The 23,829-nt window shown below is 57.5% G+C and carries 14 protein-coding genes; 2 read left to right on the top strand and 12 right to left on the bottom strand.

The features are described 5' to 3' along the window. Positions 1-38: 38 nt before the first annotated feature. From LG204_RS08870 to LG204_RS08855, 4 genes are all read right to left on the bottom strand, one after another. Positions 39-1,472: a sigma-54-dependent transcriptional regulator gene (locus LG204_RS08870; protein WP_230336935.1), complete on the bottom strand. Its 1,434-nt coding sequence runs from the start codon at positions 1,470-1,472 to the stop codon at positions 39-41. A 13-nt stretch (positions 1,473-1,485) separates the two neighbouring features. Beyond that, positions 1,486-3,900 carry a TonB-dependent receptor gene (locus tag LG204_RS08865; RefSeq protein WP_230336934.1) on the bottom strand — a complete coding sequence of 805 codons (2,415 nt, stop codon included), beginning with the start codon at positions 3,898-3,900 and terminating at the stop codon, positions 1,486-1,488. A gap of 202 nt (positions 3,901-4,102) precedes the next feature. Next, positions 4,103-6,592, bottom strand: a complete 2,490-nt coding sequence (locus tag LG204_RS08860; protein ID WP_230336933.1) for an ABC transporter permease — start codon at positions 6,590-6,592, stop codon at positions 4,103-4,105. Beyond that, a complete protein-coding gene (locus tag LG204_RS08855) occupies positions 6,589-7,278 on the bottom strand; it encodes an ABC transporter ATP-binding protein (RefSeq protein WP_230336932.1) in 690 nt (229 codons plus the stop codon). Before LG204_RS08855 ends, LG204_RS08860 begins: the two co-directional genes overlap by 4 nt. Here LG204_RS08855 and LG204_RS08850 point away from each other — a divergent pair. Next, complete coding sequence (locus LG204_RS08850) at positions 7,277-7,918, top strand: arylesterase (RefSeq protein ID WP_230336931.1); 642 nt, start codon at positions 7,277-7,279, stop codon at positions 7,916-7,918. The genes LG204_RS08855 and LG204_RS08850 overlap by 2 nt on opposite strands. Here the strand turns inward: LG204_RS08850 and tilS are convergent. From tilS to LG204_RS08810, 8 genes are all read right to left on the bottom strand, one after another. Next, positions 7,915-9,285, bottom strand: a complete 1,371-nt coding sequence (gene tilS / locus LG204_RS08845) for a tRNA lysidine(34) synthetase TilS (protein WP_230336930.1) — start codon at positions 9,283-9,285, stop codon at positions 7,915-7,917. The genes LG204_RS08850 and tilS overlap by 4 nt on opposite strands. Before the next feature lie 20 nt (positions 9,286-9,305). Further along, entirely contained in the window at positions 9,306-10,274 is a 969-nt protein-coding gene (locus tag LG204_RS08840) for an acetyl-CoA carboxylase carboxyltransferase subunit alpha (RefSeq protein ID WP_230336929.1), read from the bottom strand. 39 nt (positions 10,275-10,313) lie between these two features. Beyond that, positions 10,314-13,763: a DNA polymerase III subunit alpha gene (gene dnaE / locus LG204_RS08835; protein ID WP_230336928.1), complete on the bottom strand. Its 3,450-nt coding sequence runs from the start codon at positions 13,761-13,763 to the stop codon at positions 10,314-10,316. A gap of 190 nt (positions 13,764-13,953) precedes the next feature. Beyond that, positions 13,954-19,257 carry a hybrid sensor histidine kinase/response regulator gene (locus tag LG204_RS08830; RefSeq protein WP_230336927.1) on the bottom strand — a complete coding sequence of 1,768 codons (5,304 nt, stop codon included), beginning with the start codon at positions 19,255-19,257 and terminating at the stop codon, positions 13,954-13,956. Between the two features lie 25 nt (positions 19,258-19,282). Then, a complete protein-coding gene (locus tag LG204_RS08825) occupies positions 19,283-20,968 on the bottom strand; it encodes a methyl-accepting chemotaxis protein (RefSeq protein ID WP_230336926.1) in 1,686 nt (561 codons plus the stop codon). A 132-nt stretch (positions 20,969-21,100) separates the two neighbouring features. Further along, positions 21,101-21,616, bottom strand: a complete 516-nt coding sequence (locus LG204_RS08820; RefSeq protein ID WP_230336925.1) for a chemotaxis protein CheW — start codon at positions 21,614-21,616, stop codon at positions 21,101-21,103. Continuing rightward, a complete protein-coding gene (locus tag LG204_RS08815) occupies positions 21,603-21,980 on the bottom strand; it encodes a response regulator (protein ID WP_230336924.1) in 378 nt (125 codons plus the stop codon). Before LG204_RS08815 ends, LG204_RS08820 begins: the two co-directional genes overlap by 14 nt. 2 nt (positions 21,981-21,982) lie before the next feature. Further along, positions 21,983-22,390: a response regulator gene (locus tag LG204_RS08810; RefSeq protein ID WP_013442530.1), complete on the bottom strand. Its 408-nt coding sequence runs from the start codon at positions 22,388-22,390 to the stop codon at positions 21,983-21,985. Between the two features lie 232 nt (positions 22,391-22,622). Here LG204_RS08810 and LG204_RS08805 point away from each other — a divergent pair, with 232 nt between their 5' ends. Then, a complete protein-coding gene (locus tag LG204_RS08805; protein ID WP_230336923.1) occupies positions 22,623-23,783 on the top strand; it encodes an FIST signal transduction protein in 1,161 nt (386 codons plus the stop codon). The last annotated feature ends 46 nt before the right edge of the window (positions 23,784-23,829 follow it).

Genomic DNA, 23,829 nt, shown 5'->3' with positions numbered 1-23,829 from the left:
CGCGTGAAGCGTGTTTTGATTAGGAGATCGGGGATGGATCAGGCACGAATGCCATGTTTTTCCATGCGGTAGCGCATCGCCATGCGGGTAATGCCGAGCTGACGTGCCGCTTCGGAAATATTGAAATGCGTTTGTTCCAGGGTTTTTTCTATCATGAGCTTTTCGGCGGCATCCAGTGTCATGCGGGTAGCCGCAGCAACGTCTTCCGTTGCGGTGGTCGTCAGTTTGACGTTCGCCACCAGTTCGACGGGCAGCGCCACATCCTGAATCCTGACCTGTGCCGTCTTGCTGAGCAGTACTGCTCGGCTGATCTGATGGCGCAACTCGCGCACATTGCCAGGCCAGCGATAGCGCATCAGCATATCGGTCACTTCGGGCGAAAACACCCGCTTCTCAAGACCATACCGGCGCTCGGTCTGCGTCGCAAAATGCTGTGCGAGCAAAAGCACATCACCGCCACGCTCACGCAGAGGCGGCATGCTAAGGGATAAGACATTCAAACGATAAAACAAATCGGAGCGAAAGCGCCCATCAATCACCATCTGCTGCAAGTCACGGTTGGTGGCGGCAATAAAGCGCGCCATCACCGGGCGCTCTTTGGTAGAGCCGATGCGGCGCACCACGCGCCGCTCCAGCACATTCAGCAACTTGGCTTGCAGGGTCAATGGCAACTCGCCAATTTCATCCAGAAAAAGCGTGCCATCTTCCGCGGCCTCAATCAGGCCACAACGCGCATTCTGCGCACTGGTGAATGCGCCCTTCTCATGACCAAACAATTCGTTTTCGATCAGCTCGCTCGGCAAGGATGCACAATCCACATGCACAAACGGGCGATCACTATTCTTGCAGGACTGGTGTAGCAGGCGTGCCACCACGTCCTTTCCGGTACCGGTTTCGCCGGAAATCAGGATGGTAGGCGGAGCGGCCTCAACAGAAACCAATTGGGCAATGCGCTCCACCTGTGTTCGGATAGCTTGTATGGGGGCACTTTCCCCCAGCATTTCGATATTTTCAGTTTCGTGGGAATTGCGCTGGCGCGAGTAGTCCAGCTGGCGTTTGAGATGCGTCGCGTTTTCAGCTTTCTCTATCGCCAAGAGTAGTTCTTCAAGGTCCACCGGTTTCTTAATATAATCGGTCGCCCCTTGCTTCATGGCATTGACGGCATCCATCACATCGCCATGGGCCGTGAGCACAATCACGGCAACACCTTTTGCTACCAGATCAGAAAGCAGTTCAAGTCCGTTTCCATCCGGCAATCGCATATCAAGCAATGCCAGGTCGGGAGCAAACTGCCGTGCCAATGCACGACCGTCTGCTATCGACTCAGCATGCTCGCACTCGTAGCCCGCCTTTTGCAGACGTTTAGCTACGGCACGAGCAAATACTGCTTCATCCTCTACAAGCAATATCCGCATTCTTGGCTTCACACTTGCATTCATTGCACCAGGTTCGTCCATGATCATTGCTTGCATGAGGAATCAGCTTTTAGTTGGCATCTGCAACACTAGGCTTGGCACCGCCAAATTCCCAACGTACGCCGATCCAGCCAGCACGAGGAGCGCCAGGAGAACGCAGGCTTGCACGTTCATCTTCGCCCGCCAAATAAGCACCATTGGCGCCAAAGAACGTTTCTCCGATCATGCCGCCATTGCTGTATTCACGATCAAAGACATTGATTGCCTTGGCAAACACACTCCAGCCCTTGCCGATGTTGTAACGGGTATCCAGGTTGACAATGGTGTAACCGCCGATTTTGGCGCCTTCACCTTCGTCCTGGTTGTTTTCGTTACCACGGGCATACTGGTCAGAGAAGGTCACAATATTGGTACCAACCACCCACTTAGGTGTGATGGAGTATTGACCACGGAGCTTGAACTGATGACGTGGGATACCTACCATGTTATCGCCCTTGCGTACTTGGATCGAGTCACCATCAGAAGAGGTATTCACTTCATTGGCAATCGTGAAGTCGCTTTCATAGGTGGCCTTGATATAGCTATAACCCACGTTCCAGTCAAATGCACCATATCGACCACTCAAACCGGTATCCAAACCAATACGACGGGTCTTGCCTACGTTATCAAAATAACCAAGACCAGTAGAGTTAGCGTAGATGAACTGGATATCATCCGTGTTCTGCGCACGGTATACACTGGCGTTCCAGCGCACATCTTGCGTCAGGTTACCACGCATACCTGCTTCATATGTCTTGGCAACGACTTGCTTGAGTGGTGGATCACCCGCCATGGCATTGGGCAATTTGCAGGGCTGAGCAGGATTGGCGCAGCCAAGTTCAATCGCGGTTGGCGCACGACTACCTTCGTTGTAGGAACCATAAACCGTCAGATCACGTGTAGGCGTAAAGTTGATGCCCACTGCTGGATTGATACGATTGAAACTATGGTCACCGGACAAGGACTCTTCACCAGTTGGGATCAGATGGTCCGTGTTTTCAACCTTGGTGTGGTTGTAACGGGCAGAACCAGTCAGATGCCAGAACTCATTCAGCGACAGGGTATCGGTCGCAAATACGCTCCAGGTTTTGGTCTTGCCGGTCAGATTGACGGCCGCTTCCTCGGACAGAATACCAAGGCCGTCAATGCCACGTGACCCATTCAGGTTGCCATATTCTGTCGACTGGCTAAAACGTGTCTTACTGTAGTCATATCCAAAACCGACAATGAATTGGTTCTTTTTCTGCAACCAATCTTGGTTGAATGTCAGCTGAGTGGTAAAGCCGTAGCTGTTTTTCTTTGACTTGCTGCGATTAAGAGCACCAGCACAGGACTTTTCAGCATCTTCGCCATCTGCGCCAGCAACACAAGTTCCATCACCGAAAAATCCGCTAGTCGGAGTAACACCTCCATTATCTTCGGTAGCATTATCCTCGGATACCACATCATCATTACCATCACCATTCAGTGTTTTGGTCTTGGCATGACGGAAATAGGCATTGCCGCTCAGCATCACATCGTCGCTGAACCAGTGTGCACCATTCAGATTCAGCATGGACATGGTGTTACGGGTCTGGTCAGGACGGGTCAGGATGGTATCGCGACCCAATGTGCGCAACATGTTGTTGGGCGTCAGGCCGTTACCGATCATGTCATTGTCAGCACCGGTGTAACTGAGGTTGATCTGGGTAGTTTCATTCTGCCAGCCCACCTTGCCAAATACCTGGCGAACATCGGTGGGGGAGTAATTACGCCAGCCGTCTTCCGTGAAGGAGTTGGCGGAGAAGAAGTAATCCACCGAACCATCCTTGGACACACCGCCGTATTCGGCGGAAGCTGCCTTGCGACCCCAGGAGCCGGTATAGGCTTCCACTGCACCACCCGGGTTGGTACGACCGCTCTTGGTCTGGATAGAAATAGCACCGCCCAGGGTATTCAAACCAAATAATGGATTGGAACCGGGGATCAGCGACATGCCCTGAATGGCATTCATCGGGATCAGATCCCAGCTGACAACGTCACCAAAGGGCTCATTCACACGCACGCCATCGACAAATACAGACAGACCTTGCGGCGTGCCAAGCAATGGAGAGGCAGAATAACCACGGAAGTTGATATCTGGCTGGAAAGGATTGTTCTGGGTGTCATTGACGTTTACACCGGCCAGGTTCTGGTTCATGTAGTCGGCAATGGTCAGGCTGCCTTGATTGCGCATATCCTCGCCTTTGACGATCTGGATATTGGCAGGCACTTGCTCAAGCGGCAAACCGATAGAAGGAAGGGGCGTCGTGCTGACAACTTCCAGCTTTTTGACTTTGAGCGTGTCGGCTTTCTGCTCTTCGGCAGATTGCGTTGTTGTTTCCGCCACCGCAAAATGCGGCAGGGCAAACAAACTGGCCACTATCACCGCTCCCGCGTTTAGGCGGAATTTGGTTGTTTGATTCATGGTCTCTCCACTAATTTCCACTGTTAAAAACGTTAGCTGTTACACAAGTTTCATGCCAGTGAACAAGGGAAAGAGATAAGCCTTTAATACTAAACATGGAAATAAAATTCAGCACGGATGACATGGCTGCATTCTACAACCAAATTGGTTGTATATAACCACCATATTGGCTATATACAACCAATTACAACCATTTTGGTGGTTAGGTACTATGCAGAATTTCGCGTGGCGAAAAGCGCAAAAAGCGCCGCAACACCCACCAGGACGCCATCGGAATCAATAGCATCGCCAAGCCAATAGTGAAAAGGCTGGTCTGCCAGTTAAAGCTGAAAGCAATGTTAAGCACCTGCCGACTGATATAAAAAGCCAGGCCATTGGCAATCAGGCTGGCAACCAAAGCCGCCATCAAGCCCACTGCAAGATACTCAACCCATACACTTTGCCGGATCTGCCGGGTGGAGGCGCCCAGCACCCGCAACAGGGTCGCCTCTTTCACGCGCTCTCGGCGTGTCGCTATCAAGGCAGCATAGAGCACGGTCAAACCTGCCAATACGCTAAAGGCAAAAATATACTGCAGAGCGCTCGTCATTTTGTCGATGATCGCCTGCACCTGCTCCAGCACTGCCGCCACATCAATTACGGTCAGATTGGTAAATTGCTGCACTAGTCGGTTAAGCATGTTTTCCTGATCTCGCGGTACATGCAGGCTGGTCAGGTAATTGGCCGGCATGGCATCCAGCACACCCGGCGGTGTCAGGGCAAAGAAATTCGCCCGCATGGTGTCCCACTCCACCTTGCGCAAACTGCTGACCGTCAGCTCCAGCGGTTGCCCGGCGACGTCATAACTCAGATGGTCACCTAGCTTCACATGCAGCATATCGGCGATACCTTGTTCAAGAGAAAGTAACGGTTGGCCCGCCTGTCCTGGCGTCCACCATTCCCCTGCCAGCAAGCGATTATCGTCTTGCATGTCAGCAGCCCAAGATAAATTGAATTCGCGTTCTGCCAGCCGCTTGGCCCGCTCATCCTTGTAGCTGGCAATATCCAGCGGCTTGCCGTTAATCGCCGTCAGGCGTGCGCGAACCATGGGATGCAGCTCCGGCGCAGGCATGCCTTCCTGCTTGAAAAATGCCTTGATCGCATCCAGCTGGTTTGCCTGAATATTGATCACAAACCTGTTTGGCGCATCTGGTGGCAGTGACGATTGCCAGTTGTGCAACAAATCGCCGCGTATCAGAGCGAGCAGCATCAGCGCCGCCATGCCCAAGCTGAAACCCAGCACCTGCGCCATGAATAGCCGCGGCCGACGCCGTATGGCGGCAAGACCCAGTTGCACTGCGCCAGATTGCTGTTGCGGCAATGCGAGCAGCAAGCGCCGCAACAATCGGGTTAATCCCAGTACTGCGACAACCAGAGCCGAGAAACCACCAATTGCAGCCAGAGCGAGCTTGACATCCCCGGCATGCCAGGCGATCAGACCAAAGGCCAGCAACACGCTGGGGGCGTATTGCCAGAGCGCGGACCATGAGGGCAAAGCGATATCCTGCCGCAGGATATGCAAGGCAGGAACGTTGCGCAAACGCAGCAGGCTGGGCCACATCACCGCCAGCAAGGTAGCAAAGCCGACAACAAATCCAGCAAGTGCAGGTTGCCAGCTCGGCGCTGGCAGCGTTTCCACAAACAGCTTGCCCGCCAGCCAGCCCAGGCCGAGCTGCCCGACAAACCCGAGCAGGCTGCCCAGCGCACTGCCGATCACAGCCAGCATCAGCGTCTGTAACAAAAGTATTCGGGAGATCAGCTGGCCGGATGCGCCAAAGCAACGCATCAGCGCATAGCTATCCTGACTGCTCTGCACATACGGCATGGCCGCCAGAAACATCGCTACCATCGCCAACACCACGCTCACCATGGCGGCCAGACCCAGGAATTGCTGGGTTTTCTCCAGGGCATTGCGGATTTCCGGCCGGGCTGTCGCCAGATCCTGCAACCGTTCACCGCGTGCCAGCTGCGGCTGCGCCCAGTCGGTATAGGCTTTCATGGCACCGGCATCGGCTGCCAGCAGCAGCTGGTATTTCACCCGACTGCCAAACTGGACAAGACCCGTCGCCTGCACATCCGCCGCGTTCATCATCACCCTGGGGGCAAAGCTGAACATATCGCCCCCACGGGATGCCTCGCTATAAAGAATAGCGCTCACCTTGAAATGACTATTGCCAAGCTCAAGGCTATCCCCCTCCTGCAATTGCAGGCTATTCGCCAGCCGGGGTCCTATCCATACCGTGCCCGGAGAGGGAATCCCTTGTGCCTCATGCGCATCGCCACCGCCCTGCTGAATCATCAACGAGCCACGTAAAGGAAAGCCTGCGCCCAGCGCCTTGATTTCACTTAATTGGCTGCGGTCACCACTCAAGACCATGCTGGGGAATTCCAGCGTATTGCTGATCTGTATATTCGCCTGCCTGGCCTCTTCGGCAAAGCGAGGAGGAATTGGGTGATCGGCCGCGATCACGGCATCTGCGCCTAGCAGCATGGCGCCCTGCCGCGCCAAGGTAGATTGAATACGGTCAGTAAAAAAACCAACGGAGGTGGTCGCCGCCACCGCCATGATCAGGGCCAGCAGCAGTACCCGTATTTCGCCTGCTGCCCACTGGCTGCGAAGCTGACGCCAGGCCAGATTGAATGCCAGACTCATGCCACACCTGCCAGCTCAACAATACGGCCCTGTTGCAGGCTCAGCACCCGGCCGCACCGATTCGCCAGCTTGAGATCATGCGTCACCAGTACCAGCGTGGTGCCGAATTCCGCATTGAGCGCGAACAAGAGCTCGATGATGTTTTCGCCGGTGGCCGCATCCAGATTGCCTGTTGGCTCATCGGCAAACAGGATGGCAGGCCGCGGAGCAAATGCCCGCGCGATGGCGACGCGCTGCTGCTCGCCACCTGATAGATGGCGTGGATAATGCGAGAGGCGATGCGCTAGCCCGACACGCTCCAGGGCAGCCGTGGCCTGTGATTTTGCATCGTTACGACCAGCCAACTGCAAGGGCAGCATGACATTTTCCAGCGCCGTCAGCGTAGGCAAGAGCTGAAACGACTGAAAGACAAAGCCCATACAGCGTGCGCGCAAGGCAGCGCGACCATCTTCATCCAGCGGGGCGATATCCTGCCCCTGAATCAGCACTTTCCCCTGGCTGGGATTGTCCAACCCGGCGAGCAAGCCCAGCAAGGTCGATTTGCCAGAGCCGGAACTGCCCACAATGGCAATCCGCTCACCTGCCGCAATCACCAGGTCTAATCCGCTCAGGATGACCAGCGGATTACCATTGCTGTTAACATGTTTATCGAGTTTTACTGCTTCAACTGCCAAAGGTTTCTGCATGATTTTCCGTTTACTGATCATTACGTTTTTTTCGTGTTGCATGGCGCTCACCGCACTGGCGGCTCCGCCATCCAGCAATACTGCACCCGTCATTCTGGTGTTCGGTGACAGCCTGTCGGCTGGCTATGGGATTCCGCGTGAATCGGGCTGGGTAAGCCTTATGCAACAGCGCCTGCAACAACGCGGGCTGCCACATCGCGTCGTCAATGCCAGCATCAGCGGCGAAACGACCAGCGGTGGGCTGAGCCGCATCGCCGAGGCCGTGCGCACGCATCAACCTTCCCTGGTACTGGTGGAACTTGGCGCCAATGATGGCCTGCGCGGGCTTCCCGTCGAGCAGATGCAGCAAAACCTCAACAAGATCATCGCCACCAACGAGGCTGCCAAGGCCAAGACTATCCTGATCGGCATGATGATTCCCCCCAACTATGGCCCTCGTTATACGCAATCGTTCAATGCCAGTTTTCGCGAGTTGGCTGAAGCGCATAAATTGCCGCTAGTGCCATTTCTGCTGGAAGGCATAGCAGGCAATGCCAGTCTGAATCAGGATGATGGCCTGCACCCGCGTGCCGAAGCCCAGGAGCGACTGCTGGATAATGTATGGAAAGTGCTGGCGCCCGCGCTGAAAATCACGCCTTAATTCGAGTCCATCCAAGGGTTGCCGCTCCAGCGGATGACCAGCCCGTCTTCATGTGCTTCCGCCTGCAAATGGCTCGCCATGCCGATACCCGGCACCCAGATCAGTTCATCATCACCAAACACCAGCGGTAACTGCTCGCGCTGCCACGGAGGCATCGCAGCGTCCTGCAGCCAATGCTTGAGTGATCGGCCTGGCCGATTGGCATGGGGCTTGAAATGCTCGCCGCCTTGCCGGTGACGAATACGGAGGGTTTTACCGGACAGGCGATCAAGCGCCAATCCGACACCGCGCCGTTGTTCAAAGTAAAGCTGACTGCCGTCGGGCAAGGCGACGACAGGCTGTTGATCCCATGCAATATCCATGGTTGCGGTCTTGAGGTCGACTACCACATGGGCATACCCGCGGTAACGGCGTAGCCACAGCCCAAGCTCGCCATCCAGCAGCAAGGCGAGCTTGGCATCGTCTGCTGCTGTTAGCAATTGCCGCAGCATTTCCTGCAGATGCTCGCGGTGCGGCAGGTAACGCAAGCGGGACGATAGCCACCAGCGCAGCAGATTGCGCGCACGCACCTCGCCCAGCGCCTGCAAGCTGGCGACGTTCAAAGCATCCCCGCGCAAGGCCTCCGCCGCATCCAGCTCCGCCAGCGCCATCTGCAGGCTCTCGGCTTCAGCCGCATGCAGCGCACTGCGCGCCAGCGCCTTGCGTGCGCCAGGAAATCGTTGCTCCAGCATGGGCAACACTTGCTGACGGCAAAAATTGCGGTCGTAATGGGTGTCGTGATTGCTTTCATCCTCCACCCATCCCAGCTGATGCTCAGCTGCGTAAGCGGCCAGCTGCGCGCGTGAAATATCCAGCAAGGGGCGCAGCAGACGTTGCTGGGCATCATGGCTCGCCATGGCGGCAAGACCGCGCATGCCCGCCCCGCGCAGCAGCTGCAGCATGACAGTTTCCGCCTGGTCATCCTGATGATGGGCCAGCACCACATAATCGGCTTGCGCCCCCCGCAGGGCTTCATAACGCAAATGCCGCGCAGCAGCTTCCAGCCCCTGCCCACTATCGCACGGCACATGCACACGCACGACTTGCAAGGGGATAGCATGGCTGGCGCATAGGCGCCGGCAATGCTCCGCCCACTGATCGGCATGCGGACTCAAGCCATGATGCACATGCATGGCGGACAGCCGGATGCCGGGGCTATTGTGAAAAGCCGCGAACAGATGCAGCAAAACGCAGGAATCCAGACCACCGCTAAGTGCGATGAGCAAATGACCTTCAATAGAGTGATGGGTAATGAATTGCTGCAGGTGTTGCTGCAAGCGGGAGGAAGCAAGCGCCCCGGCAGAACCCGGGGCGGCAGGATGTGACATCGACGGAGGCGGCGATTTGTCTATTTGAGAGTAACTTCCTTGAACTCACCGTAGCTCATCAGGCGGTCATAACGAATCGAAAGCAACTGATCAACAGGCACGGCCTGCAAGCGCAGGAGCTCTTCACCAATGGCACGACGCAAATTCTGCATCATGACTTCGGGATTGCGGTGTGCGCCGCCCATGGGTTCACTGACGATACGGTCCACCAGGCCCGCAGTCTTGAGACGGGTAGCGGTAATTCCGAGTGTTTCAGCAGCAACCGATGCCTTGTCCGCGCTTTTCCACAGAATGGAAGCACAGCCTTCAGGTGAGATTACGGAATAAGTGGAGTATTGCAGCATCATGAGATGATCGACCACGCCCAGTGCCAGTGCGCCGCCAGAGCCACCCTCACCGATAATGACACCGATGATAGGGGTCTTCAGCTCAGCCATGACGAACAGGTTGCGTGCAATGGCTTCGGACTGGCCGCGCTCTTCCGCGCCAATTCCGGGATAAGCGCCCGGGGTATCAATCAGGGTAATAATGGGCAGGCTGAATTTCTCGGCCAGGCGATAAAGACGTAGCGCCTTGCGATAGCCTTCAGGCCGCGGCATGCCAAAGTTGCGGTATTGCCGCTCTTTCACATCACGGCCTTTTTGATGGCCGATCACGACCACGGGCTGGCCTTCAAACCGGGCCAGGCCGCCAACAATCGCAGGATCATCGGCAAATGCGCGGTCACCGTGCAATTCTTCAAAATCGGTAAACATGCCCTGAATGTAATCCAGGGTGTAGGGGCGCTGCGGATGGCGTGCCACCTGGGAAATCTGCCAGGCATTGAGCTTGCTGTAGATTTCCTTGGTCAGGGTCTGGTTTTTTTGCTGCAAGCGGTCAATTTCTTCCGAAATATCCAGCGCAGAGTCATCCTGAACGTAACGCAGCTCTTCGATCTTGCCTTCCAGCTCGGCAATCGGCTGCTCAAATTCCAGGAAACTCGTTTTCATATCTTTGGCCATGCAAACTCTACCGTTTTCTAAACTGGTTTAATTATAAAGGATTTTAACATTATCTTCGCTTAACCAGCCCTTAAGATTGCTTAACAGCTCGTCATGCAATTCCACCCGCCATTGCTCGCCCAGCATGAGCTCCACGCGGGCACTGCCGTTGTGATATTCGATCTTCACGGCGCAATGGCGGCGCTCTTCTTCGCCGCCCTGGCGGCAGTATGGCGCCAGAATCTCGCGCAGGCGTCCGGCATCGGCCTGACCATTGCACGAAATCTTGAGCAGGCTGGCATTGGCGCTACGGGCGGCCGCCAGATCGTAGACCTTGCGCGCATTCACGCGTAAACCGCCAGAGAAGTCATCATTGCTAACGCGCCCTTCCACGATCACCAGCGCATCTTCCTTCAACAGGTGTTGGCTCTGGTTGAGCAACTCATTACCTACCACGATTTCTATGCGCGATGTCGCATCATCAAGCGTCACAATCGCCATCTTGCCGCGTTGCGTCATGCGGATGCGGATACCCATCACCACGCCAGCCAGCAGCTGTGGCTGATCCTGCGGCTTGAGGTTGCCCAGCGTGGTGCGGACAAAGGTTGCCAGCTCACGCTTGTAGCCTTCATACGGGTGGCCACTGAAGTAGAAGCCCAGGGCTGACTTTTCCTGTTGCAGTTTTTCCTGCTCAGTCCAGGCATTGACCTTGGGCAGGGTGTGCGCCACGCTATCCGACATTTCCCCAAACAGACTATCCTGCCCACTGGCCGCACCGCTCTGCTCCGCCGCGCTGATGGCAAGGCTGACGCCGGCCAGCAAGGCGGCGCGATTGGGTTCCAGCTTATCGAATGCGCCAGCGCGGATTAGCGACTCGATCACGCGGCGGTTGACCTTGCGCAGATCCAGACGGCGGCAGAAATCGAACAGGTCCTTGAATGGCCCCTCGGCTTCGCGTGCGGCGAGGATCACCTCAATCGCCGCCCAGCCAGTGCCTTTGACGGCACCCAGGCCATACAGCACCTGCTTGTCGCTGATTGGCTTGAAGCGGAATTCGCTCTGGTTAATATCCGGCGCCAGCACTTCCACGCCATTTGCCGCGCAATCATCGTAAAAGATGTGCACGCTGTCGGTATTGTTCATGTCCGCCGACATGGTGGCAGCGAGGAAAGCCGCCGGGTAATGCGCTTTGAGATAAGCCGTGTGGTACGCCACCAAGGCATAAGCTGCCGCGTGCGACTTGTTGAAGCCGTAGCTGGCAAACTTCTCCATCAGGTCAAACAGCTCGGCCGCCTGCTTTTCCGGCGTGCCATTTTTAACTGCACCCTCGACGAAAACGGCACGCTGCGCGTCCATTTCCTCTTTTTTCTTTTTACCCATGGCGCGGCGCAGCAAGTCGGCGCCACCGAGGCTGTAACCCGCCACCACCTGGGCAATCTGCATCACCTGTTCCTGATACACCATGATGCCGTAGGTTTCTTTCAGGATGGGCTCAGTCGCCGGGTGTGGATATTCCACCCGCTGCTGGCCGTGTTTGCGGCGGCAGAAATCGGGGATCAGGTCCATCGGGCCCGGACGATACAGCGCCACCAGCGCGATGATGTCCTCAAAGCAATCCGGCTTGGCCTGCTTAAGCATGTCCTTCATGCCGCGCGATTCCAGCTGGAACACGGCCGTGGTATTGGCAGACTTCAGCAACTGGTAGGTCGGCCTGTCGTTGATCGGCAAGGTCTCGAAATCCAGTGGCGGCAGCTCTTTGAGCGCGCGCTGGGCGTTGGCATTCTCCAGTGCCATCGCCAGAATGGTCAGCGTGCGCAAGCCCAGAAAGTCGAACTTCACCAGGCCGACGGCTTCCACATCATCCTTGTCGTACTGGCTGACCAGGCTTTCGCCATTCTGCTGGCAATACACAGGCGAAAAATCAGATATCTTGCCGGGCGAGATTAGCACCCCGCCAGCGTGCATGCCGATATTGCGGGTCAGGCCTTCCAGCCTGAGCGCCAGCTCCAGCAGTTCGTTGACCTCTTCTTCCTGCTCGCGCCGCTCCTTGAGTTGCGGCTCTTTTTCCAGCGCATCGGACAAGGTAATACCCAGCTCATTGGGAATCAGCTTGGCAATGCCATCGACAAAGTTGAACGGCAGGTCCAGCACCCGGCCCACGTCGCGGATCACGGCCTTGGCGGCCATGGTCCCGAAAGTGGCGATTTGCGATACCGATGCCAGGCCGTATTTGTGCTTTACGTAATCAATGACGCGATCGCGGCCTTCCTGGCAGAAGTCGATATCGAAGTCGGGCATGGAAACCCGCTCAGGATTCAGGAAGCGCTCAAACAGCAAGGCATATTGCAGCGGATCCAGATCGGTAATGCCCAGGCTGTAGGCCACGACGGAGCCCGCACCGGAACCCCGGCCCGGCCCCACTGGCACGCCATTGTTCTTGGCCCAGTTGATAAAGTCGGCCACGATGAGGAAATAGCCGGGGAACCCCATCTGGATGATGATATTGGTCTCGAACTCCAGCCGGGTAAGGTAGACAGGGCGTTTTTCATCGCGTACGGCCTCATCCGGATACAGTACCTGCAGGCGCTTCTCCAGCCCCAGCTTGGCCTGCACCACCAGATATTCATCCAGACTTTCGCCATTCGGCGTAGGGAACTGCGGCAGATAGTTTTTGCCCAGCGTCAGCGTCAGGTTGCAGCGCTTGGCGATTTCCACGCTATTGGCCAATGCCTGCGGCACATCGGCAAACAGGGCCGCCATCTCGGCCTGGGTCTTGAAAAACTGCTCTGGCGTGAAATGCTTGGGACGACGGTTATCGGCCAGCACATAGCCTTCAGCGATACAGACGCGGGCCTCATGTGCCTTGAAGTCATCCGCCTGCATGAACTGCACAGGATGCGTGGCCACCACTGGCAGATCCAGCTCTCCTGCCAGCGCCAGCGCGCGAGCAATATAAAACTCCTGGTGGGCATGGCCTGCACGTTGCAGCTCGATATAAAAACGGTTGGGGAATAGCGTTGCCCATTGCTGGGCCAGGGCGAGCGCAGCCTGCTGATTGCCTTGCAATATCGCCTGACCAACATCGCCCGCCATGGCGCCAGAAAGCATGATCAGGCCATCACTGCCTGCCTCTACCAGCCACTGGCGTTTGATTTCGGCGCGGCCGCGGTGCTGGTTTTCCAGATAGGCACGACTGAGTAATTCACATAACTTGAGATAGCCTGCGTGCGTCTGGCACAGCAGCAGCAATCGATACGGCTGGTCACGGTTGGTTTCATTTTCCAGCCACAGATCGCAGCCCAGCACGGGTTTCAGGCCTTTACCGCGGGCGGATTTGTAAAACTTGACGGCACCAAAGAGATTGCTGAGATCGGTCAGCGCCAGCGCTGGCATGCGGTCAGCCGCGGCCGCCTTGACATAGTCGCCAATGCGCACCGTGCCATCCACCACGGAGTATTCACTGTGGCAACGCAGGTGTATGAAAGTGGGTTGTGACATGGGCTCAATTTTACCCGATTCGGGGCGCTTTTTCCGCCCTGCGCGTGCACAAAAAACGAGAGATCTAACTTGACTTTGGCCGCCGTTACGGGAGCACCGGGGACCGAATAATGGCAAAGCGGCGCTCACCCGGCACGAGCCAAGGGCAAGCATGCAACCGCGGGCCTGGCAGCCCACCATCATGAAGGTGCTACTGGGCGGCCAACAGCACCTTCACTTGCGCCAGCAACTCGTCATCCTGCACGGGTTTGCCGAGATACGCATTAACCCCCAGCTCACGGGCGAGGCTGCGATGCTTTTCTGCCGTGCGCGAGCTGATGATCAAGAGCGGAATATTGGCTGTACGACTATCGCCCCGGATATTGCGCACCAGCTCAAAGCCATCCATGCGCGGCATTTCAATGTCACTCAGAATCAGGTCGGGCAGGCTATCCTGCAATAGTTGCAGGGCATCCATGCCATCCTTGGCGACCACCACCCGATAGCCTTCGCGCTCCAGGAGACGGCTCAGCACCTTGCGCATGGTCAGCGAGTCATCCACCACCATGATTTCGGGCGCACGTGGCGGCACGGCTTCCACATTGACCACCTGCACGCTGCCCACGGCCAGCGCTTCACGGTTAGCGAGCTGCACCGGATTGATGATGAGCACGATATTGCCATCGCCCATCACACTGGCTCCGGCCATGCCCGGCACCCGCGCCAGTTGCGGGCCTATCGGCTTCATGACCACTTCGACATTGCCCAGCACCTCATCCACATGCAGCGCAATGTGGTAACTGCCGCTGCGCAGCAAAATCACCGGCGTATAGCGCTGGTCTTGCGGCTGTGTCGCGTTGTCGCCAATCAGCTGCGCGAGGTAATACAGCCCGTAAGACTGCTCGGCCCACGTAAGCAGCCCCTCGGACTTGGCTTGGGCCAGCGCATCGGGCTTCAGCTTCTGCACTTGCTCTACCATGACTGCAGGCAAGGCAAACACATGCTGACCAGCACGCACCATCACCACCTGCGCCACTGATAGCGTCACTGGCAGGTAAATACTGAAGGTTGCACCCTGCCCGGCCTGGTTGGCGATATCAATGCGCCCGCCCAGACCGGTAATATCACTGCGCACGGAATCCAGCCCCACGCCTCGGCCTGCAATCTGCGTGACGTTATCGGCCGTCGAAAATCCAGGCTCGAAAATCACCGCCAGCAAAGCCGCATCGCTAAGCTTTTGATCCGCCACCAGCAAACCGCGCTCTATGGCTTTTTTCCGCACCTGCGCCAGTGGAATGCCCGCGCCATCATCGGTCACGGTGAGGGTGATTTCATCGTTTTCACTCTTGACGTGCAACTGTATGGTGCCCGCCTCGGGCTTGCCGGTCGCCCTGCGCTCCGGCATGGACTCAAGGCCATGCGCGACCGCATTGCGCAACAGGTGCTCCAGCGGCGCCCCTATCTTGTCCAGCACGGTACGATCAATCTGCACTGTTTCGCCCTCGATCTGCAGTTCGGCGGGCTTGCCCAGCGTACGGGCTGTCTGCCGCACAATGCGTTGCAGCCGCTCGGTGATCATGGAAAACGGCACCATGCGCACATCCATGAGGCCATATTGCAGCTCACGGTTCATGCGTGCCTGCTGCTGCAGCGCGGATTCGGTCTCGCCCAGATTGCCGAGCAGGCCATGCTGAATGGTGGAAACGTCGTTCACGCTCTCCGCCATCATGCGGGTCAGTTCCTGCAGGCGGGTAAAGCGGTCAAACTCCAGCGGGTCAAAGGTCTCGCTGGTTTCCTGCAGATGCGCCATGCGCGACTGCATCTGGCTTTCGGCCTCGATTTCCATTTCACGCAACTGGTTGCGCAAACGTGCCACGCTCTCGGTCAGATCCTGCGAGTATTGCTTGAATGCCAGCATCTCGCGCTCCATGCGCGAACGGGCAATACTGATTTCCCCGGCTTCGTTGATCAGCCTGTCCAGCACATCGCCACGCAAGCGCAGGTATTGCGCCTGATGCTCGGCAGGCATGCCGGAGGCTGCAGGCAGCGCATCGGCCGCCACCGGACCTTGCTCGGCGGCTTCCAGCAGGCTGCCAATCTGGTCCAGATCATTGAACAAATGCTCAAAATCCAGCGCCTGTCCATCCTGCTTGCGGGCACGCACGATGGTGTCTTCCATATCGTGTACCACATCGGCCAGGGCCATCTGGCCCGCCATGCGGGCACTGCCCTTCAGGGTATGCAGCGCGCGCTGCAGCTCTTCAGGGTGTTCATTGACCTCCGGTGCGTGACGCCAGGCGCGCAACTCGGAACCGATGCGCGGCACCAGCTCATGCGCTTCGATCATGAAGATGCCATGCAACTCACTCTCGATAGACAGCTCTGGCTCTGGCTCTGGCTCTGGCTCTGGCTCTGGCTCTGGCTCTGGCTCTGGCTCTGGCTCTGGCTCTGGCTCTGGCTCTGGCTCTGGCTCTGGCTCTGGCTCTGGCTCTGGCTCTGGCTCTGGCTCTGGCTCTGGCTCTGGCTCTGGCTCTGGCTCTGGCTCTGGCTCTGGCTCTGGCTCTGGCTCTGGCTCTGGCTCTGGCCCGAAATCAATATCCTTGAACAGTTCGATCACTTTAGCCGCTGCGCCCGTGGCTACATCGGACGGGCCAGAGTCCGACTGATCTTCAGTCGTGCTTTCCTCTGGTTCCTCTTCAGCCTCTGGTTCTTCTTCAGCAAGCTCTTCTGTATCCAGCTCTTGGGCAACTGCCGTCACATCGGATGGGAAAGCCTCGGTCTCGATATCGCTGCCGGCTTGTACCTCGGCGTCGACATCTTCCTCGAGCTCAGCTTGCACCTCTTCTGCGACCCCAACATCAGCTTCTGCTGGGGCATTGGCTGCCTCAATGGCCTCGCGCAGGGCGGCAAGCAGGCCCATGTTCTGGCGTGGCTGGCGGAACTGACCTGCCTTGCGCAGCATATCGGCCAATACCGATACCACGTTGTCGGCCAGCTTGCGCTGCTGTGGCGTCCATTCGGCGCCTTGCACATCCAGCCAATGCTCCAGGGCACGAGCGAGATCGGCAATGGCTTTGAAGCCTGCGGTGCCGGCATTGCTGGCTAGCGTGTGGGCAGCGCGGCGGCTCGCCTCGGGCGGGGCTTCGTCTTTTTCCGGTAGGCCATCCACCCAGGCCTTGAGCATGGCGAGATGCTGATTGGCTTCGCCCATGAAAATATCAAACAGCGCACGGCTGAGCTTGCGGGTGCCGCCAATAATGACTTCGGCTGCGCTGCTGAGGCCGGGCTGGCTGGCGCACTCGTCTTCGAGTTCGGCGGCCTGGGCAAGCCAGGGGGCTGGGTCTATGGTGACTTCAGCGCTCTGGCGCAGGGTATCGGCCCATCCGGCAAAGGCACTGGCAGCGGATTCGGTAAACGCCAGCTGGTTGGGGCTGGGCACCACGCGGCTATCAATCACGCGATTCAGCAGTTTTTCCACCGCCCAGCCAACTTCACCGAGATTCGCCAGGCCTATGGTGCGGCCACTGCCTTTCAGCGTATGAAAGCCGCGCCGCAAATCCATCATGGCGCGACGGTCGGTGGCATTGACGCGCAGGGCTTGCTGCTGCTGCGCAATGCTGGCGAGCACTTCTTCGGATTCGGTCAGGAACACATCCAGCAGCTCGGCATCGTGGGCACGATCTGGCACCAGAGCGGGCTCGGGTTCAGGGGCCTCTTCCTCCTGTGCGGCGCTGGCGGCTGCTTCATTTGCCGCAGCAAAGCTTTCCTGCAGCGTGGGGACATGGTCTTCCACCAGCGCATGCATATCATCTTCAGCGTCATCGGCCAGCGCATCGGGCGACATCTGGGCCTGTAGCATTTCCAGCGCCACCCGCATGGCGGTCTCGGCCTCGGGGCGCAACCGCGGGAAGCCGCTCACATAAAAATCCATGGCGCTCAGCGCTTCGGCCAGTGCCTCAAAAATCCCGGTAGAAGGTGCAACCGCATCATGCTGCAAGCTTTCGAGGGTAGCCTCAGTGAAGCGCGACAAGGTAGCTGGCAGCGTGAGATCCAGCAAATCAAACGCGCCGGTAACCTGGGTCAACAGTGGCTGACATGGCAGCACCGCATCGCGCTGGTCCGGTTTGCGGAAATAGCCATCCAGCAAGGGCTCGATGGTTTCCAGCACCTGGTGGATATGCTTGCCCATGGTCGCCAGCAAGTCAGAAGACAGCGGCGTTCCGCTGAGATCGGCTCCCGGCGAGGGCTGACGCCCCTCGGCCAGCTCCTGCAGGCGGGCAGCCTGCTGATGCTGGCGCTGGATCAGCGCATCGCTCAAGTCCACATAATGGTGAAAGGTTTCTTCCAGCAGCGCCAGGGTGGAGGCGACCTCCAGCATGGCCGAATTGCTGACGACATCCGCGCCTGCCAGCACGCGCATATTCATGCGCTGCAAGGCTTGTAGCAAGGCGTTCAGGCTATCGTAGCGAAACGTCTGCTTGACCAGGCTATCGCGCAGCTGGATGCTGAACTGCTCCAGCAGCGCCTTGAATTTGTATTCCTCATAGGCTGCCCAGGCATCCTGCAAGGCCCGCAGCAATGCCAGCATGCGCTTTGCCAGCTCGCGATCATCGCTCTCGACCTTCACGTCCTGCGCCGTACGGGGCGGTTCGGGCAGATAGGCCTCCAGCTCAAATGCCGTCTGCACCTGCTGCAGGGCGGCGGACTCAGCCGGGCTGATGGCGATGAAATACAAGAGGTCACGCAACAGATTGCCACTGGCGCGGGTAGCGCCGTCATACAGGCTGCGCAGTTGCTGGTCTATGCGGCGGCAGAGCTTCTTGATGCTTGCATTGGCCGCATGCTCGGGTTGCTGCAGGATATCGACAAACACACTGGCGACCCACCACAGTGTTTTCTGACCACCCTGCTTTTGTACCTGCTGCACTTGCTGCAGCGCGGCACGCAAGATGTCCTGGCCCTCGGCACCTTGCGATTTCAGCCAGGTCAGCAGGCCTTTCTGGAATGCCGTGCGCTGCTCGGCAAAGAAAGCGCCCAAAGCATCATCCGGCAGGGATTGTGTGGGCAAATCACGCGGCGCCCGCACATCGGTATCGGGGAAAAACAGTTCGCTTTCTTCAGCCTCTTCGCCATGCAGGGCTTGCAACGCAGCAAAAGCGGGAAATAACAACAGAGGACGATCCGACGCGCCATCCACCAGCGCCTGCAGATAACGACTCAAGGCCTGGACGGCGTCCATCATAGCCCCCAGTGCGACGGGGCTCATGGCAATCTCGCCCTTTTGCAGCCCCGCGGCCACATGTTCGATCTCGGCACAGAATCGCTTGCAACCCTCCAGCCCAACCATGTCGAGCGCACCGCTCACCTGGTAGAGATGGGTTTGCGAAAACTTCAGGCTGGCGGCATCTTCCGGAGTTTGCTGCAGAGTAGCCAGATTCTCCAGCACGCTTTTCAGCGCCTGGTCTATCTCGCCCTTGACCCAGTTAAGAGGCCCTATGTCGAAATCGTCAACCACGGCTAGCTCCTGTGCGGCCCGACCATCAGGACAACTTGAAGCCGGCCACCGAGGCGCGGAGTTCTTCGGCAAGCGTGGCAAGCTGTTCCACCGATTGTGCGGTCAGCTTGGTGCCCTCCGTGGTTTGCGAGGTGATGTTCTGGATCTTCTGCATGTTGCGGCTGACGGTAGACGCCACTTCGGTCTGGGCCACCGTCGCTTCAGAAATCGCCTGGATCAGGCGCGCCAGGTTGGTACTCACCGTTTCAATTTCATTCAGGGCCTGACCGGCAGCATCGGAGAGGCGAGCCCCATCGACCACACCCTCGGTGCTTTTTTCCATCGCCACCACGGCACTGTTGGTATCAGTCTGAATGGTTTTCACAATGGCGCTGATCTGCTTGGTCGCTTCGGATGAACGCTCAGCCAGTCGCTGCACTTCTTCCGCCACCACGGTGAAGCCACGTCCGGCTTCACCCGCCGAGGCGGCCTGAATCGCGGCATTCAGCGCCAGAATATTGGTCTGCTCGGTAATGTCGGAAATCAGCTCCACGATTTCGCTAATTTCCTGCGAGCTTTCACCCAGGCGCTTGATACGCTTGGAGGTTTCCTGAATCTGCGTGCGGATTTCATTCATGCCGGAGATGGTGTTCTGCACCGCCTTGGCGCCCTGGGTGGCAGCTTGCAGCGAGCGTTGCGCCACTTGCGAGGCCTGCCCGGCGTTGCTGGACACATGCAGGATAGAACGCGTCATGTTGTTGATGGCGTCACTGGTTTCGCCAATCTGCTTGGACTGCTCTTCGGTCGCTTTCAACAGATAATCGGAAGTGGTACGGGTTTGCGCCGTGGCCTGGTTCACCTGCTCGGTCGCGCGGTTGATCTCGGCCACCAGGTCACGCAGGCTGTCGATCGTGTAGTTGATGGAATCGGCAATCGCGCCAGTAATGTTTTCCGACACTTGCGCCTTGACCGTGAGGTCACCATCGGCCAGGTCGCCCATTTCATCCAGCAAGTGCAGAATGGCCTCCTGATTGCCGAGGTTGGTCTGTTCGATGTCCAGAAACTGGCGGCGCGCCGACAGCACCTGGCGATAGCCCACCACAATCAACATCAGCAAAGCCAGCAGCCCGGACAATACCGAGAGAATCAGGAACAGGTTGGCACGTCCTTGCTGCTTGTATTGATCCACCATGCGCCGGGCGGTGGCAACAATCTCATCACTGGTATTCACGATGCTGATGAGCTGGGCCTTGCTGGCATCATCCGCCAGCACATCCGGGCTCAGGGTTTTAAGCGACTTGTGCAATTGCTGCCATGAGGCCTCCAGCTTGTTGAGGGCGGGCACCACTTCCTGCCCGCGGAACAGCGTGTCGGCTTCCAGCTTGCGCATCTGCTTGATGTCGCTCTCCACACTGCCCATGACATTCACCAGGCGCACACTGGCCGCTTCACGGCTATGTGTTGCCAGCACGGCATCGCGCGCGGCCTGCTGCACAAATACCTGCACATCGCCTGAGAGTATGGAGAAACGGTTGTCGCGCTCGACCTGAGTGATATTGAACAGCAGATTGAGGAGCGCCACGGCAGCAGCGATCAGGAAAAATACCAGCAAGGTCTTGGGGATACCCGAGGCCGAGCTATCTCCTTGCCCTGTCAGTGCGGACTTCACCCCGGCGCGCAAGCGCGCCAGCAGTGATGGTGTGTTTCCCTTTTTTGCTGCATTCAATGCCATATCACCCCTTTGTGTGTTCCGGCCTCAAGCCTGGTAAGGCTCAAGGTAAATTCTGTACTACCTGTCTGCCACTTGCGCCGCCTGCCCCGGGCTCCCGTTGAGTTGGGCAAGCGACAGGAATATCAGCGAAGACTAGGCAGCCACCTGCATGAATTCGCTACCGGTCAGCAAGCTTTCCAGTGCCAGCACTTGCCAGACCTGGCCATGCTCATCCTTGTAATGTTCACCGTGAACATCAGGCTCGCCTGGTTCAGGCGTCTGCACAGTCATGCTTTCCAGCGTGCGCAGCCCCACCAGACGATCAATCAGCAAGGCGGCGTTCACCTGATAACGCTCATGCACCAGCAATATGCGGCTTTGCGCGGTCATCACCGTGAATGGCCCGCCCATAAAGGCGGCCAGATCGGTAATGCCGTAAAGATTGCCACGCACGTTCGCCATGCCCAGAAACCAGCTGCGCGTCAGCGGCACCGGGCTGATGTCCGGCACTGGCAGCACCTCGCTGATATCACGCAGGTTGATCAGCCAGTGCTGCCCGCCCACTTCCACCCCAAGGCGTGAGCTGCTGGTGCTGCCCGCGTTGGCCGTCACCTCTTGCAGGCGGGCTAAAATATCCTGCTGGTATTCGTGCAGGTTAAGTCTGGCCATTTTCCAGTGCCCGTATCTTGCTCAGCAATTCGTCCAGTTGGACTGGCTTGATGGCGCAATCCTTGGCACCCTGACGCAAGGCCCACAGACGATCTGTCGCCTGCTCCTTGCCGGTGCACATGATGACAGGGATATGCGCCGTAAGCGGGTTTTTTGAGAGGGCGCGCGTAGCCTGAAATCCATTGAGGCCAGGCATCACCACATCCATGAGCACCAGATCGGGCGCTTCGGCCGCGACTTTTTCCAGGCACTCTTCGCCATTTTCGGCGGTCATGACGGTAAACCCGGCATCCACCAGCAGTTCCGTCAGATAAAAACGATCGGTAAAGGAATCATCCACGACCAGGATTTTTTGAATCGCCATGCCTAGTCCTCGTCCGTTTCCACGCGGGCGTGATTGGTCACCGCATGCAGCAGTGACTCTTGGGTAAAGGGCTTGGTAAGGTATTGGTCTGAGCCCGCCATGCGGCCGCGTGCCCGGTCAAACAGGCCATCCTTGCTGGAAAGCATCACTACCGGCGTGGCTTTATAGCGTGGGTTGCGTTTGATCAGGGTGCAGGTCTGGTAGCCATCAAGCCGCGGCATCATGATGTCGACGAAGATAAGATCGGGATGATAGTTGGCAATCTTGGATAAGGCTTCAAAGCCGTCTTCGGCCAGGATCACTTCGCAGCCAGACTGCTTGAGAAAAAGCTCGGCACTACGGCGTATGGTGTTGCTGTCATCAATGACCATGACTTTCACGCCCGCTAAACTGGTTTCCCCCACCTGCATCCCCTTTTATTGTGTGTTGCACTTTTGCCGTGCAAGGCGGGAGGCCATGCACTCACATCATTCTATCCAGAATTCACGATGGTGCAAGACTCGTGCTGACGCTGTCGGTCACATTCTGTTGTCATTCCAGTGTCAAACAGGTTAAATATCGCAAGCTTGCAGTCATCATGACCGCGCCGCATCCATCAAGATGAAAGACCTCTCACAGAAGGAGGCTCACGGGAAGGGAACAATGCAGATACGACAGGAATCACTGACCGCCAAAATGACGCTGAAAGAGCTGGCGGCGAATCCCCCGCTACTCACGGCCGACCTGGTACTGGTATTTGGCTCGGTGCGCCGCTTCAGCGAAAGCAAGCTGCAGAATATCCTGCGTGACCGCTACCCCGCCGCCCAGATCGTCGGCTGCACGACGTCCGGCGAGATTCAAGGCAACAGCGTATTTGACGATAGCCTGCAGATCACCGCCATTCAGTGGCACAAAACGGAGCAGCGTGTGGTGCATACGCGCATGAACAACATGCAAAGCTCGTTTGAAGTCGCCACCAATCTCGCCAAGCAACTGCAAACCCCGGCGCTGCGCACCGTGCTGCTGTTCTCCGATGGCTTGCATGTGAATGGCTCCGAATTGCTTCAGGGGTTTCAGAGCGTGCTGGGCGATATCCCGATTGTAGGCGGCATGGCGGGAGATAACGCTGCCTTTGTAAATACCCTGCAAATCTGCAATAGCGTCATTTCCGATAACCTGGTGATCGCCGTTGGCCTGTATGGCGACAGCCTGATTACCGCCAGCGGCGCCCTCGGCGGCTGGAAGCCTTATGGCCCACCGCGCAAGATCACCAAATCCGAAAAAAATGTGGTCTACGAAATGGACGGCAAACCCGCCTTGCCGCTCTACCGCATGTACATCGGCGAGCATTACGCCAAAGGCTTGCCCGGTACCGGGCTCAAATTCCCGTTCGCGATTGTCGAAGAAGGCAAGCGCGAGGTAGAAAAAATCCGTACCCTGCTCGCCATTGATACAGCGCGCAACAGCCTGACCTTTGCGGGTAATGTGGAAGAAGGCGAAATCGTGCGCCTGTGCCAGACCAATCACGACCGCCTGGTGGAAGGCGCCAGCGAAGCCGCCCGGCTCGTCACCGGCAACCTGCAATCGCTTAATAATACGCAGCCGGGCCTCGCCCTGTGCGTGAGCTGCGTGGGCCGCAAAGGCGTGATGAACGAGCAGACGGCGGACGAGATCGCGGCCATCAAAACCATTCTCGGGCCGCAAACCACACTCACCGGCTTTTATTCGTATGGTGAGTTTGCCCCGCGTCCCAACACCTCGGACAGCGTGCTGCACAATCAGACCATGACCATAGGCTATCTCAGCGAGAATTTATCGTCCTGATAGCGGTCACTGCTGGTGTATCATCTTTCATCCGCCCTTCACGCAA

The organism is Methylovorus menthalis, assembly GCF_020523625.1.
In the GTDB taxonomy this organism is placed as follows: Bacteria; Pseudomonadota; Gammaproteobacteria; order Burkholderiales; family Methylophilaceae; genus Methylovorus; species Methylovorus menthalis.
The sequence above is the reverse complement of the archived record's forward strand: the minus strand, read 5'-3'. Positions and strand labels throughout refer to the sequence as shown.

Excerpts from the sequence above, each read along its gene's own strand:
- LG204_RS08870 (WP_230336935.1), bottom strand. The coding sequence starts at position 1,472 with ATGCAAGCAATGATCATGGACGAACCTGGTGCAATGAATGCAAGTGTG.
- LG204_RS08865 (WP_230336934.1), bottom strand. The coding sequence starts at position 3,900 with ATGAATCAAACAACCAAATTCCGCCTAAACGCGGGAGCGGTGATAGTG.
- LG204_RS08860 (WP_230336933.1), bottom strand. The coding sequence starts at position 6,592 with ATGAGTCTGGCATTCAATCTGGCCTGGCGTCAGCTTCGCAGCCAGTGG.
- LG204_RS08850 (WP_230336931.1), top strand. The coding sequence starts at position 7,277 with ATGATTTTCCGTTTACTGATCATTACGTTTTTTTCGTGTTGCATGGCG.
- LG204_RS08855 (WP_230336932.1), bottom strand. The coding sequence starts at position 7,278 with ATGCAGAAACCTTTGGCAGTTGAAGCAGTAAAACTCGATAAACATGTT.
- tilS (WP_230336930.1), bottom strand. The coding sequence starts at position 9,285 with ATGTCACATCCTGCCGCCCCGGGTTCTGCCGGGGCGCTTGCTTCCTCC.
- LG204_RS08840 (WP_230336929.1), bottom strand. The coding sequence starts at position 10,274 with ATGAAAACGAGTTTCCTGGAATTTGAGCAGCCGATTGCCGAGCTGGAA.
- dnaE (WP_230336928.1), bottom strand. The coding sequence starts at position 13,763 with ATGTCACAACCCACTTTCATACACCTGCGTTGCCACAGTGAATACTCC.
- LG204_RS08825 (WP_230336926.1), bottom strand. The coding sequence starts at position 20,968 with ATGGCATTGAATGCAGCAAAAAAGGGAAACACACCATCACTGCTGGCG.
- LG204_RS08820 (WP_230336925.1), bottom strand. The coding sequence starts at position 21,616 with ATGGCCAGACTTAACCTGCACGAATACCAGCAGGATATTTTAGCCCGC.
- LG204_RS08815 (WP_230336924.1), bottom strand. The coding sequence starts at position 21,980 with ATGGCGATTCAAAAAATCCTGGTCGTGGATGATTCCTTTACCGATCGT.
- LG204_RS08810 (WP_013442530.1), bottom strand. The coding sequence starts at position 22,390 with ATGCAGGTGGGGGAAACCAGTTTAGCGGGCGTGAAAGTCATGGTCATT.
- LG204_RS08805 (WP_230336923.1), top strand. The coding sequence starts at position 22,623 with ATGCAGATACGACAGGAATCACTGACCGCCAAAATGACGCTGAAAGAG.